Consider the following 15,932-nt stretch of genomic DNA (forward strand, 5'->3'; position numbering starts at 1 on the left):
AATCCTAAAAAATATGAAAGTGCGAATCATTTTGAAAAATATAAGGGGATTAAAAATAGGGATATGTGTGGGAGTACAAAGTATCAGGGCACCTAAAAGTGTCGGATGAGATGGTCTATATGAAAGCGATCCTAACGTCTAATATGTATATATAATTTGAGAACACTGTCTATTTTTTTGAGATTATGTTAGAATAATGCTTTTTTTTGAGTACAAAGGTATTGGAGGTAACAGAAGTGAAAGGTATGTTTTGCAAGAGATTTATTACAATAGTAACAGTGCTTACACTATTTTTTAGCATGTTCGTTACATTTGGAAGAGCAGCAGCGGAAACAGTTTCTGCTATAGACGTTGAAGCGGGATCAGCAATTTTAATAGAAGCAAATTCCGGAAAAATTTTATATGAAAAAAATGCAGATGAATCATTGGCAATTGCTAGTATGACAAAAATGATGAGCGAATACTTAGTTCATGAAGCGGTGGATAAAGGAAAACTTAAATGGGATCAAAAAGTTAAAATCTCTGAATATGCACATAAGATTTCGCAAGATCGTTCATTATCAAACGTTCCATTAGAAAATGGTGGCTCTTATACGGTAAAAGAGTTATATGAGGCAATGGCAATTTACTCTGCAAATGGTGCAACAATTGCTTTAGTTGAACAGATTGCTGGTAAAGAAGTCAATTTTGTAAAAATGATGAACGATAAGTCGAAAGAGTTTGGAATGAAAGATTATAAATTTGTAAACTCTACAGGCTTAACAAATCAAGATTTAAAAGGATATCACCCAGAAGGGACAACTCTAGACGAGAAAAATAAAATGTCTGCAAGGGATTGTGCAATTTTAGCGCAACGTCTTATTCAAGATTTCCCCAAAATATTAAATACAGCAAAAATTCCTAAAAAAACATTCCAAGAGGGTGGTAAATATCCAATTGATATGGCGAACTTTAACTGGATGTTAAAAGGTTTAATTAAGCAATATGAAGGTGTAGATGGTTTGAAAACAGGAACGACTCCAGAAGCGAGAGATTGTTTCACTGGTACAGTAGAAAGAAATGGTATGCGCCTAATTTCTGTAGTGATAAAAGCAAAATCTCATACGGCACGTTTTGATGAAACAAAGAAATTATACGATTATGGATTTGCGAATTTTGAAGTGAAGAATTTCTATGGAAAAGATTCAGTAATAAAAGGATATGAAACAGTTCGAGTGGCAAATGCAAAAGACAAAGATGTAGTAGTTCAAACGAAGCAAGCTGTTTCACTTCCAATGTCGAAGGGCAATAAAGACATTTATAAAAAAGAATTTAAAGTATTGAATAAAGAACAAGAAGCGCCTATTAAAAAAGGTGTAACAATTAGTAAAATGATTATCTCGCCTAAAGATAATACAGATCCTGGGTTCTTATCAGGTAAATCATTACAAATAGACCTTGTAACAAAATCTGATGTGGAACAAGCAAAGTGGTTTACACGTTTTATACGTAAAACAGGATCTTTTTTTAGTGGCATGTGGGATAGTGCGATTGATATAATAAAAAGCTAATTTTATAGGATACAACTAAATATTAGTTTGAAACAAAAGATTTCAAAGTACTATAGATTCTTATGTGGATAGCTTGGAATATCAGGGTGTAATTTTTTCTTCTTACTTTGTGCATTGCAATGACACTACTTTTTTCTATAGTTTCATATCATTTAATCGAAAAGAAATGTATCAACTGGGCGAAACAAAGAACAACAAATTTTTTGAAAAAAGTATAATTCCTAGATAGATTTTATTTCTTTAGTAAATATATGAATATGACCGATTCTAAATGTAAATATAGTAAAGTGGAATATAATTGAAATCGAAAACCACTTAGAAATAACAATTACGGTGTGAGCTATTGTATAGTATAGATATGGTTAACAATAAAGGGGGAATACATATGTGGAAGCGATTTGTAGCAATTGGCGATAGTTTTACAGAGGGGATAGGGGATGAAGTTGAGGGAATTGCATTAAAAAGCTGGGTAGATCATTTTGTTCAACTGTGTGAAAATGATATAGAATATGCCAATTTTGCAAAGCGTGGGTTAGTAACTAAAGAAATTCAATCGCAGCAATTGGAAAAGGCGCTAACTTTTAATCCAGATTTGGTTAGTCTCATTGCAGGGGCAAACGATGTTTTAAAAGGACGTTGGAATCATGATGCATATAAGAACGATATGGAATTTATGATAGATACATTAAGTAAAGCAGGGGCTGATATTATTATAGCAAACCTTCCAGATTTTACAGTTAGGCTTCCTTTTGCTTCTGAAAAAAAACAAGTAATAAAAGAACAATTATTAGAGGCAAATGAAGTTATACATTCACTGAGCAGAGAGTATAAGCTTCATCATGTTGATTTTTGGAATCATCATTTAGTTAATGACAATACGCTTTGGTCTAAGGATTTAATTCATCCAAACTCAAAAGGATATGTAAAAGTTGCTGAATTAATTTTTAGTAGTTTGCCTGTACAGAAGACAAAATAATAGTTTGCAATGTAACGAATATGATATTAATTGTATGAAGCTATGTTTTTTAGTAAATAGAAAGAACTAAACATTTAGCAAACAAAGCGTTTCTACGATATATTTCTACAGTAGTGCACAAATACAGAATTACAAAGAAAGATCACTTATGGAAATAGGTGGTCTTTAAATGTTTTTATAACTAAATTAGTATATACTGTATTACTAACAGTTTCGTACTACATAAAAATTAAGTTCTCTTATAGAAAAACTGATTTTATATTATCTTAAAATATAATAAAACGTTCAAAACATATTTTGGGTATGTATCCTAATTGTGAATGATGTGTAATTTTTTGAAGTATAAATATCCAATAAATAAAATAGGTAGTAGGTGCAGAAGTATTAATACTATATTATTCAATTCTTGTTATGAGTACATTAGTGATTGGTAATATTATATTTTTATTATCAACTTTAGTTATTGGGATTAATTTGCATAGAAAATATGTAGGATAAGAAAAAAATATACTTTATTGTATATTTTTTTTGTTTAGTAGGATTTACGGTCTCTTTAAACTATTATGTTAATAAAATTAAAAAACTTAATTCTTGATACCCTTATGGTTAAAGCTATCTATAAAATGAAAATATAAATAAATAATAGTTTGTTATGATTTGTGGATTTGGTTTTTTATCCGAATTTTCTGATTCAAATATTTCAACTTTATGAATATAGTAGGTGAAATATTTGTGTGATAGTATTTGAGATAGAAAAAAGCCAACTTTAAAAAGGATGTGAATTGAATGTGTAAACGACTGTAAAGGGTTATATTAAGGCAACGTTTAGCTGTTATTAGTGTAAGGTAAAGATATATTTTGTAACAGTTGATATAAAAATGAAGAAATAGGTATGCTTTCGTTTGTCTGACTATTTTAAATATATGAAAAATAAGACCGGTCTGAGTTTTGGCGAAGTTAAATTCTAGGTGAGATGTCAATAATGATTAATTAGGTTTAATAAAGAGGTACCTTATACGCAAAAGCGTTTATATTAGTAACCTAAGGAGCTTGCTTTTATGAAAACTACTGATTCAAAAGGCCTATTAGGAAATAGGGTTTATTTACAAGTTTTCTCTGCCTATTCATTGCTTATGCTTGGTGTTTTTATTGATATGTTAGCGATTATGACTATAGTTGGGTTTGAATGGGAAGTAGATCCTACTATGATTGGATTGATTCCTGTTGCATATGCACTTCCTGGAATTATTTTTGGCTCATGGGCAGGTGTTATTGCAGATCGTTTTAGAAAAATTCCAATTATGATGTTCTGTAATCTAATGGTTGGTCTAATAACAATTGCTCTTTTATTTGTACAAGATATCCACTGGCTCTTAGTGGCATTAATGATTCGTTCCATTTTTATTGTTTTCTATTATCCTGCACAGCAAACACTAACAAGACAGATTGTATCCCCGGACGTGCTTACTAAAGCAGTAAGTATCAACGGAATAGTAGAGCAGGGTACAAAGATAGTAGGCCCCCTTATAGGGGGCATGTTGTTGAGCTGGTTTCAACCAGAGTTCTGCCTCATTATAAGAGCTATAAGTTGTTTATTAGCTACCTTAGTTCTCATACCCACAATAAAATTTAAAGAAACTATATCGAAAGAATTTGTTGAACAGCAAAAACAAAGTACTTGGACCGCTTGGGTACAAGGGTGGGGTTATGTGTTATCTAATCGGATAATATTATCAACCATGATTTTCGTTACAATAGCCATGGCGGTATTACAATTAGTAGACTCACAATTCCCAACTTTATTTAAGAGCTTATTCCCACATGATAAAAGTAAAATGGGATATATCATTTCTATTATTGGTCTTGGCGGAATACTTGGTGCATTACTAACTCAGAAATTAAAACAATTTCAATATGGCTGGGTAGTATGTGGAGGTATGGTTTTAATGGGAATTGGTTTTGGGGGGATTGGTTTGATAACGCCCGGTACGGTCTTCGTTTTAGCTTATTTAATTAGTTTTATCGCTGGTATCGGAAGTGGGCTGATGCTTGTATCTAATCAAGTCATTTTACAAATAGAATCCGATCAAGATCAAGTAGGAAGAGTATTTGGTATACAAAGCAGTTTAACAAACGCAGTTCTAATTATTTCTCCTGCTATGAGTGGTCCATTAGTGCATTTGTTTGGAGTAACTCAACTCTATGTTTATGGAGGGATTGGGCTTGTTATTATTGGAGTAATTGGAGTTTCACTGCAGAAATATTTATGGGCTAAACATAAACACGAACCTATAAGAGCAAATAATTTTTGAAGGGAAGATTTTTATGACCAATGAGGAATGCTATCCATTAAGCCATCCGCAGCGAAGAATATGGTATACAGAAGTCGTTTATTCTGATAAAGGAATATGTAATTTAAGATTTTTATTTAAACTTCATCGAAAAATGAATTATTCAAAATTAAACCAAGTTGTGAATCGCGTTATCAGTGAAAATGACGGTCTGTGCATTAGGTTAAAAGAAAATGGGCATCAGGAACCGAAACAATATTTTACTAAACATGAAGAACAAGAATTTGAGTTTTTTGATTTCAGTAATGTGGAGAATACAAATTTGCTTGAGGAATGGATTGAGCAGAAAACAAAAGAAACGTTTACATTATTTAATTCAAATTTATACTATTTCGCTTTAATAAAATTAAACGATAATGAATGTGCAGTCTTTGGAAATGTTCATCATATTATTATGGATGGTTTATCAATTCAAATATTTACTGAGCAGATTGCAAAATATTATTATGACATGCATAACGAGAATCAGGAAGGCGAAATTAAAAATTCATATGTTCAATTTCTGACCAACGAACAAACATACTTGAATAGTAGTCGCTTTCAAAAAGATCAAAAATTTTGGTTAGAGGAATTTAAAACACTGCCATCTGTGACTGGATTGAAGCCTTATAATACGTACCAAGTTAGTACAAAAGCATCACGTGAGACGTTTATATTAACGGAACATTTGAAGAGAAAGATAGAAAAATTTTCTGAAGATTACAAAATTAGTTTGTATACTCTTTTTGTTGCTGCTTTTTCGTTGTCCATGTATCGGTGGACCTCATCGCTTGATATTGGTTTAGGAATGGCTTACGGCAACCGTATGACTAAAATGGAACGAAAATTGATTGGAATGATGGTGAGTACAGTTCCTTTAAGAATGGATATTGATCCGGAAGAAGAAGTACTTTCATTTATTAGTAGAGTGTCCAGAAAACAAAGTAAATCATTAAGACACCAGAAATATCCATTTGATTTGTTATTAAAGCAGATTAATAAAGAGAATAACAGTAATGTGAGACTTTTCGGAACTACGATTGATTATAGGGATCGTGATGAAAGTGGTGACTCACTATGGATTCCAAACCGTGAAGAAGTACAAGATTTTGCAGTTCATATTGAAAATCTAATTGATATAGACTCTTTACATGTACATATTGATTATCGTGAGGAGCTATTTTCTAAGGAAGAGATAGAACGATTCTTTAACGTTATGCTAGTGATACTGGAAAATATTTTTGAAAACCCAAAGCAGAAGGTGGCTGAAATAGAAATCATTTCTGAGGAAGATAAAAGAAAAAGTTTAGTTGAGTTCAACAATCCTAAACTGGATGTCCCACCTCAAGTAACTATTCATGAAATGTTCGAACGGCAAGCGATGATTTATCCAAATGCTATTGCAGTTACGTATGAAAAAGAAAAAATTACTTATAAGGAGCTTAATGAACGTGCAAACCAGTTAGCTCATTATCTGCAGAAAAAGGGAGTAGGACCTGATACTTTAGTTGGACTGTGCGTTGAACGTTCCCTCGAAATGATTGTAGGTATTTTAGGAATTTTGAAGGCTGGTGGGGCTTATGTTCCACTTGATCCAACATATCCAGAGCAGCGACTTCAATATATTTTAGAAGATGCTAGCATTCAGTTATTCGTAACGCAAGAAAGTTTAAAAGAATTGAACTGGTTACCAGAAAATGTTGAGTCGATTTGCCTGGATCGTGATCAAGATGAGATTGGGAAAGAAAGTAAGACTTTGCCGGTTTCTAGTGTCGGTCCCAAAAATCTGGCATATGTAATCTATACTTCGGGATCAACGGGAAATCCAAAAGGCGTTATGATAGAGCATCACAATGTTATACGGTTATTTAAATCGACGGATTGTTTGTATCAGTTTAATGAAAAAGATACTTGGACGCTTTTTCATTCGTATGCATTTGATTTCTCAGTATGGGAAATTTGGGGAGCGTTATTATATGGTGGGAAATTAGTTGTTGTTCCGTACTGGATTAGTCGATCACCTAAGGATTTTTATCAAGTATTGGTGGAGGAAGAAGTCACAGTTCTAAATCAGACACCTTCCGCATTCCGCCAATTAATACGAGTGTGTGAACAAGAAGATAAGAATAAAAATTTGCAGCTGCGTTACGTGATATTTGGCGGAGAAGCGTTAGAACCTATTGGCTTGTTACCGTGGTTTCAAAGGTATGGGGAGAAAAAACCACAGTTAATTAATATGTATGGAATTACAGAAACTACAGTTCATGTTACATATTATCCAATTACTCAAGATGATGTGCAGCATGCTTCAAGAAGTAATATTGGAAAGCGGATTCCCGATTTAGAAGTGTATATACTAGACGCTTATCAACAACCTGTTCCTATAGGTGTTGATGGTGAACTTTATATTGGTGGAGCAGGATTGGCACGTGGATATTTAAATAGACCTGAATTAACAGCAGAGCGTTTTATATCTCATCCATTTAGTAGTAATCCGAAAGAAAGATTATACCGGACAGGAGACTTAGCTAGGTATTTGCCAGATGGGAATCTAGATTATCGTGGAAGAATTGATCATCAGGTTAAAATACGTGGTTTCAGAATTGAGATTGGGGAAATTGAGTCTACTTTAAATACATATGCATCTGTAACAGAGGCAGTTGTAATTGTAAGAGAAGATCAGCCGGGCGATAAAAGATTAGTAGCATATGTTGTAGGAGATGGAAATGTAGATGCGTGGAGAGAGTATCTTAAAGCGAAACTACCAAGTTATATGGTTCCTTCGGGATTTGTGGCGATGGAAGCTATTCCACTTACAGCTAACGGTAAAGTTGATCGTGAGGCCTTACCTATGCCAGAGGAAAAGCAGATTAATAGTGAATGGGTTGGCCCTCGGAATAGTAACGAACAGATACTGACTGCCATTTGGAAGCGAGTATTAGGTGTTAAAAAGGTGGGAATCTATGATAATTTCTTTGAAATTGGTGGCGACTCGATTCTCAGTATTCAAATCATATCTCAAGCAAGTCAAGTGGGGTTAAAACTTACTCCAAAGCAAATGTTTGAATGCCCAACTATCGCTGAGCTGGCACAAGTGGCTATAGAAACGCAGGGAGTACAAGCGGAGCAGGGAATTGTGATAGGTGATGTGCCTCTTACTCCAATTCAGTGCTGGTTCTTCGAGCAAGAACATCCACATACAGAGCATTGGAATCAATCAATGCTTTTAAGAGTAAAAGAAAGATTGAATGTGAAATTACTAGAGGGAGCGATATTAAATTTACTGAAACATCATGATGCTTTACGTTTCCGGTACGAACAGTTACCAAACGGAACGTGGAGGCAGAGAAATGAAGGGACTGATGAGCTGTCAGTACTCCATGTTGTAAAACGTAATCAAGTTAATGAAAAAGAGTGGAATAAAATAATACAAGAAGAGATGAACATTAATCAAGCTAGTTTCAATTTAGTTACTGGTCCGTTAATGAGAGTAGTGTACTTTGAAGATAACTTGACTGGAAATGATCGAATATTCTGGGTGATTCATCATTTAGTAGTAGATGGAGTGTCATGGAGGATTCTATTGGAAGATTTACAGGTGGTATATAACCAGATGAAACAAGGTCAAGAAGTTCGCTTACCTGCGAAAAGTACATCTTTTAAAGAGTGGTCTGAACGACTCCAGACATACAGTGATTCGGGTATTTCAAAAGAAGTACAAAATTATTGGAATGAACAAGTAGAAAAAGAAACGATGAAAATTCCAATGGACTATCCAATACAAGAAACAACAGAAGAATCGATTGATCAAGTGACGAGGACTCTAGGAATAGAAGAAACACAAACATTGTTATACGAAGTTCTAGTCACTCATAAGACAAGGATTGATGAGGTACTATTAACGGCATTAGGACAAGCTATCGTTGATTGTATAAATCAGCAAACCGTTTCTATTCATCTAGAAGGACACGGAAGAGAAGAGATGATTGAAGGTATTGATTTATCAAGGACAGTGGGCTGGTTCACGAGTATTTATCCCGTTCATCTCAATTTTCAAGGAACTCAGACACCTATTGAAGGGTTAAAGGCTGTCAAAGAACAATTACGTCGAATTCCAAATCGCGGAGTTGACTATGGTATTTTACGTTACTTGAATAAAGGATTACTTCCGTTTTATCAGCAAAAGCCTTCAATAAGCTTTAACTATTTGGGCCAATTTGATCAGGTGTTTTCAAGGGACTCTTTGTTTATGCAAGAGACAGGATTTACATTTTTAGATCATGCTCCAGATTCCAAACCGTCTCATCTAATTGATGTTATCGGAATGGTGAAAGATGAAAAGTTACATTTTATTTGGATGTATAGTAGGGAACAGTTTTCTAAATTGAAAATTCAAGTGATAGCAGATGGTATGTTAAGGCATCTCCGTCAACTTATAAATAAACCAACAACAGAGTCTGCTTTTACGGTATCAGATTTTGCTGATGCAGAGGATCTTACGGAAGAAAGCTTAAGCAAAGTATTACTTAAATTAACAAAGAAGAGGGTGTAAAAATGGGAGACGTTATTGACATATATGGTTTATCACCTTTGCAAAAAGGAATACTGTTTCATACTTTATACGATCAAGATGATGAACATTCTTTTTCCTATATTGTACAAGTAGGTTTCTTGCTCGGGGGGCAATTGGATGTTGCCACTTTTGAAAAAGCTTGGGAATATGTTATTCAACGACATGAGGTTCTGCGCTCAGTATTTGTTTGGGAAGAAGTAGAAAAACCTCTACAAGCAGTTTACGAACGTCTTCCTTTTACTATTCATCAAGAGGATTGGAGTACCTATTCGCATGAGGAGAAGGAGAAGAAATTACAACAGTTTTTGACTGCAGATCGTAGGAAAGGATTTTTATTGGATGAAGCACCATTGATGAGAGTCACTGCGATTAAAGAAGCAAAAGAGGAAACGAGAATTATCTGGACACATCATCATATTTTGCTAGATGGATGGAGTGTGTCATTGGTCTTTAGTGAAGTGATGGAAGTTTATCTCAAGATGATAAAGGGAGAATTTTTGAATCTTCCTAAATCTCTTCCTTATAAAAAATATATTCAATGGATAAATAAACAAGATCAAAGTCAAGCAGAGGAATTTTGGAAAGAAGAATTAAAAGGATTCTATGCACCTACTCCATTAGCAATGGAAAGAAAGGATCAAGGACAAGAGAAGGGTTATGGGGAGTGTGCTTATCAAGTATCTGAGGAACTTACTGAGAATTTACAAGAGTGGGTACGAAATAGTCGATTAACGTTGAATACGTTAGTACAAGGTGCATGGGCTTATTTGATGAGTAGGTATAGCGGTGACAATGACGTCGTATTTGGCGTAACTAGCGCTGGACGTCCTACTGATTTAATAGGAGCAGAGAATATGGTGGGGCTATTTATTAACACATTACCTACCAGAATTCGATTAACGGATAATACATCAGTAGTAGATTGGCTTCGTAAAATACAAATGAAAGAAATGGAACGAAGACAGTATGAGTATAATTCGTTGATAGATATTCAAGGCTGGAGTGAGGTTCCGCGAAATAGCTCCTTATTTCATACCTTGTATGTGTTTGAAAATTATCCAATTCAAGGTGAGAGAAATGATGATTTAAGATTACTAGATGTTACAAGCACGGAACAAACAAATTATCCTTTAACACTCATTGTAATGCCCGGTAAGAAAATTACTTTAAAGTTGATGTATGATCGAAGCTATTTTAATGAAGAAACAATAAATCGGATTCAGAATCACTTATTGCAAATATTAATTCAGATGACGAAGAGCCTAGATTCAAAACTATTTGAAATTACTCATTTAACAGAAGAAGAACAGATACAGTTACTAGAGGAATGGAATCATACTCAAGTTAATTATTTGGCTGAAGGCATGATTCATACGATGTTTGAGGAACAAGTTAAAAAAACACCGGAAGCAATCGCGGCTAGTTACGAAAATGAACAAATTACCTATAAAGAGTTGGAGAAGCGTGCAAATCAGCTAGCTCATTATTTACAAAAGCATGGTGTAGGCCCAGAGTCTCTAGTTGGGGTATATATGGAACGTTCATTACAAATGATGATAGCGTTATTAGGTATTCTAAAATCAGGAGCAGCGTATGTTCCACTTGACCCTACTTATCCAGAGAGTCGACTTCGATATATATTAGAGGATGCTGGAATCGAAGTACTAGTGACGGAAGAGAATTCTAAAAATTTGTTTGTATCTGAAAATATTGAAACGATTTGTATGAATAAAGATTATACTGCAATTGAAAAAGAAGAAACAACCCCATGTATAAGTGGTGTAACAGGAGAAAATTTAGCGTATGTTATGTATACTTCAGGATCTACAGGGAATCCAAAGGGAGTAATGATTGAGCATCATTCAGTAATTAATTATCTAGAATGGATGCAACATAAATATCCGCTCTCTGAAAAGGATGTGGTCTTGCAGAAAACGCCATTCTCATTTGATGTCTCTGTTTGGGAATTGTTTTGGGGCATTCACGTTGGTGCAAGTGTATCTTTCCTACCTCCAGGTGGAGAAAAAGATCCTTCTATTATAGCTGAAGTGATTAAACAACATCAGGTTACTATAGTTCAATTTGTACCTTCGATGTTATCTGTTTTCTTAGATCACTTCAATCATATTGAAATGAACATGAATTGTTCGTCCGTACGCCATGTATTTTCTGGTGGAGAAGAACTAAGTTCAGGGTTAGTTAGACGATTTCAACAGAAATGGAATTATAGTGGACAAGTGAAATTAACCAACTTTTATGGACCAACTGAAGCCACTATTTATGTGAATGCATTTGATATTCAGCCTAATCAAGAATTTGTTTCTATTGGGCAGCCAATACAGAACACGCAATTATATGTATTAGACCAAAATCAACGCTTGCAATCAATAGGAACTGAGGGTGAGTTATATATTGGTGGTGCTGGTTTAGCGCGTGGATACTTAAATCGTCAGAATCTTACTACTGAAAAATTCATTTCGCACCCATTTCGATTGGGGGAACGACTATATCGAACAGGAGATTCAGTAAGATATCTAACTGATGGAAATATAGAATTTATAGGTAGAATGGATCATCAAGTCAAAATGCGTGGTTTTAGGATTGAATTAGGAGAAATTGAAGCCACTTTAGAAAAATGTTCGTTTATTAAAGAGGCTGTCGTATTAGTTAGAGAAGACCGTCCAGGTGATCAACGATTGGTTGCATATGTAATAAGCGATGGAAATACCGAGGAGTGGAGAGAGTATTTACAAAACCAATTACCGAATCATATGATTCCAGCGCACTTTATAGAGTTAGAACACTTCCCACTTACTCCGAATGGGAAAATTGACCGAAAGGCCTTGCCAGCACCTGATGAGCAAGCTATTGAAGATTTAAATGTGCTACCTCGGACGCCATCGGAAGAGCTTATTGCCTCGGTTTGGAGCAAAGTGTTAGGAACAGAAAATATTGGTATTCAAGATTCCTTCTTTGAACGTGGTGGGCACTCACTACTTGCTACTCAAATTGTCTCTCGATTGCAAGAACTGTTCCAAATTAAAATTCCATTACGTGAACTTTTCAAGCACGATACAGTGGAAGCATTGGCGAAACGGGTGGATCAGTTACGAAAAGAAGATAAAAAACGAGAGGTTGCTCCCCTTGTACCTATGAAACGAGAAGAAATTATCCCACTTTCCTATGCGCAGAAACGTCTATGGTTTATTGATCAATTAATGCCAAATAGTGCTATGTACAATATTCATGCAGCGTGTCGCTTAACAGGTGAATGGTCAATTGAAGCATTGGAGGCCGGATGGAATCAATTGTTGGAGCGTCATGAATCATTAAGGACGATAATTCTAGAACAAGAGGGTGAACCTTTTCAACAAGTTCAATCTCATGTATTCAGACATATTCCTCAAACGAATCTAACAGATCTCTCTTTGGAAGATAGGGAAAGAGAAATGAAACGGCTCATTCAAAACGAAGCTGAGGAACCATTTCATTTTGGACAAGATCCTCTGATTCGAACACGAATATTGAAAGTGGACAGGGAAGAATGGATTCTCATTTGTACGATGCATCATATTATTTCAGATGGATGGTCAATGGGAATCTTACTTGAAGAATGGATGGCTTTTTATGAAGGAGCATTAAGCGGAAAACCGGCGGAATTGAAGGAATTATCTATCCAATATGCAGATTTTGTCATGTGGCAGAAGGAATGGCAAAAAGAAGAAAATTTGAATCAGCACCTTCAATATTGGAAGGAAGAATTATCTGGGGAACTACCGGTTTTACAATTACCGATGGATCGTCCTCGACCTGCAGTTCAAACCCATCGTGGTGCAAGTCAGTCCTTAATAGTGGCGAATTCCCTACAGGAAAAGCTCAAAGATTTAAGTCTGCAAGAAGGATGCACTTTATTTATGACATTGATGGCAGCGTATCAAAGCTTCCTTTCTCGTTATACAGGACAGGATGACATCTTGGTTGGAAGCCCAATCGCTAATCGAAATGTGAAAGAGATTGAGGGATTAATTGGATTCTTTGCAAATACGTTGGTTTATCGAGCTGATTTCAGTGAAAATCCGTCGTTCCAAGAACTTTTGTCGCAGGTAAGAAAAAAAGCACTAAAAGCATACGAGTATCAGGACATCCCATTTGAGAAAGTGGTAGAATCCGTAAAGCCGGAACGGAATACAAGTCATTCACCAATATTCCAAACTATGTTTACTTTACAGAATGCGAAGCAAGAATTTCCTCAGCTATCTGAAAGACAAATGGAACTCATGGAAAGCCATGCTTCTGTAGCGAAATTTGATTTGAGTTTATTTGTTACTGAGACGGAAGAAGGATTATCACTAACCTTTGAATACAATACTGATTTGTTTGATGATACAACCATTGAACGTATGGCAAGTCATTTTGAGCATTGGTTAAATCAAATTGTCTCTCATCCAAAAGGTGTATTATCAGAACTGAATATATTATCGAAAGTAGAATATAAGCAACTACTAGAGGAATGGAATAAATCGCGTGTTATAGATATGGAAGAAAGTACGATTCATACAATGTTTGAAGAACAGGTGAAAAAAACACCAGAAGCAATTGCAGTAGTGTGCGAAGATGAAGAACTAACATATCGAGAGTTGGACGAACGCTCGAATCAGTTGGCACATTATTTACAAAAAAATGGTGTAACATGCGAATCATTAGTTGGGATTTGCGTCACACGTTCATCTGAGATGATTGTCGGTCTCTTAGGAATTATGAAGGCGGGAGGAGCATATGTCCCAATTGATCCAGTGTATCCGGAAAGTCGACTACAGTACATTTTAGAAGATGCTCAAATAAAGGTACTGGTGACACAGGAAAAGTTACAACAAAAAATGGTTATACCTAAACTCGTCAACGTGATTTGTATTGATAGTAATCGAGCAGAAATAGAACAAGAAGTAACTACGGTATGTACGAGTGAAGTGACGGGCGATAACTTAGCCTATATTATCTATACTTCAGGTTCCACTGGAAATCCAAAGGGAGTAATGATTGAGCACAGGAATACAGTAACAATGATTCATTGGGCGCATCATACGTATTCCCGAAAGGAATTAGCGGGAGTGTTAGCTTCAACTTCGCTATCTTTTGATTTATCCGTTTTTGAAGTATTTGTTCCCTTAACGATGGGTGGTAAGGTGATTGTCACTGAAAATGCTCTACATCTAGAGAAGTTGTCTACCAAAGGTGTAACTTTGGTTAATACTGTACCATCGGCAGCGAAGGAACTGGTTCGAGCAAAAACAATCCCTTCTTCGGTAAAGGTGATGAATTTGGCTGGAGAACCATTGCCATATTCGCTTGTTCAAGATTTATACGAGAGAAGTACGATTGAAAAGGTGTACAACCTATATGGACCGTCCGAAGATACTACGTATTCCACGTATATGGAATTAGAAAAGGGTGTCATGTATAGGGTACCACCAATTGGTAAACCAATATTCAATACAGAAGTATATGTACTAAGTGCCGAACAAAAAATGGTTCCAATTGGTGTAGTTGGTGAGCTATACATTGGTGGATCAGGGTTAGCACGTGGATATTTAAACCGCCCTGACTTAACGCAAAATCTTTTTATATCGCATCCGTTTAAAGAAGGAGAGCGAGTATACCGGACTGGAGATCTAGTAAGGTATTTACCAGATGGAAATTTGGAGTATGTTGGACGAATTGATCATCAAGTAAAAATTCGTGGGTTCCGGATTGAACTAGGAGAAATTGAAGCGGCATTACAAAGGCATATATTAGTTAACGAAGCTATTGTAATGGTGCGGGAAGATTATCCTGGCGATCCACGTTTGATCGCCTATGTTGTAGGAGACGGGGATGCTCAAAAGTGGCGTGATTATCTCAAGGATCAACTACCAAATTATATGATTCCATCCTATTTTGTTGGAGTAAATGCATTTCCACTCACTCCTAATGGGAAAATTGATAGGAAGGCTTTACCAGCACCAGAGAAGCAGGAGATAGCGAGTTGTTATATTGCTCCTCGTACGTCTACGGAAAAAACAATTGTTTCGATATGGCATGAAGTTTTAGGTATGGAAAACATCGGAATTCAGGATTCGTTTTTTGAAATTGGTGGACATTCATTACTTGCTACGCAAGCTGTTTCCAATCTTAAAGAGGCTTTTGGAATCGAGATACCATTGCATGATTTATTTATGTTTCATACGGTGCAGCAATTGGCAGAACAGATTGATCAATTGCTCGATAACAAAAATCAAGAAATGCAGAATGATAGTAAGGAGAATGTAAGTCTTCAAGACTATGTTCAAAAAGAAGCAGAAGTGAGTAATGATGAAGAATTATTGGAACTACTTAAGCAATTAGAGGAGCTATCAGAGGAAGAAGCACAAGGGATATTCGAGAGTAATTTGATTGAGGAAGGGGTAAAAAAATGAGAAGTGATTTACTTGCAAAGCTGAGTTCACTTTCTCCTGAGAAGAGAGCAT

At 35.5% G+C, this 15,932-nt stretch carries 5 protein-coding genes and 1 pseudogene; all 6 read left to right on the forward strand.

Annotated features, from left to right (window positions below):
• Positions 1-236: 236 nt before the first annotated feature.
• Entirely contained in the window at positions 237-1,550 is a 1,314-nt protein-coding gene (locus tag BLT20_RS10030; RefSeq protein WP_000677695.1) for a D-alanyl-D-alanine carboxypeptidase family protein, read from the forward strand.
• A gap of 92 nt (positions 1,551-1,642) precedes the next feature.
• A pseudogene (locus tag BLT20_RS30140) lies at positions 1,643-1,768 on the forward strand (acyltransferase); the annotation flags it as partial.
• 167 nt (positions 1,769-1,935) lie between these two features.
• Positions 1,936-2,526 carry an SGNH/GDSL hydrolase family protein gene (locus tag BLT20_RS10035; protein WP_000265880.1) on the forward strand — a complete coding sequence of 197 codons (591 nt, stop codon included), beginning with the start codon at positions 1,936-1,938 and terminating at the stop codon, positions 2,524-2,526.
• A gap of 1,058 nt (positions 2,527-3,584) precedes the next feature.
• Entirely contained in the window at positions 3,585-4,838 is a 1,254-nt protein-coding gene (locus tag BLT20_RS10040; protein WP_000858622.1) for an MFS transporter, read from the forward strand.
• A gap of 13 nt (positions 4,839-4,851) precedes the next feature.
• Positions 4,852-9,408, forward strand: a complete 4,557-nt coding sequence (locus tag BLT20_RS10045; protein WP_000180453.1) for a non-ribosomal peptide synthetase — start codon at positions 4,852-4,854, stop codon at positions 9,406-9,408.
• Positions 9,409-9,410: 2 nt separating this feature from the next.
• On the forward strand, positions 9,411-15,881 hold the full coding sequence (locus tag BLT20_RS10050; protein WP_000503024.1) for a non-ribosomal peptide synthetase: 6,471 nt from the start codon (positions 9,411-9,413) through the stop codon (positions 15,879-15,881).
• The last annotated feature ends 51 nt before the right edge of the window (positions 15,882-15,932 follow it).

This window comes from Bacillus sp. cl96, from assembly GCF_900100505.1.
GTDB lineage: Bacteria > Bacillota > Bacilli > Bacillales > Bacillaceae_G > Bacillus_A > Bacillus_A cereus.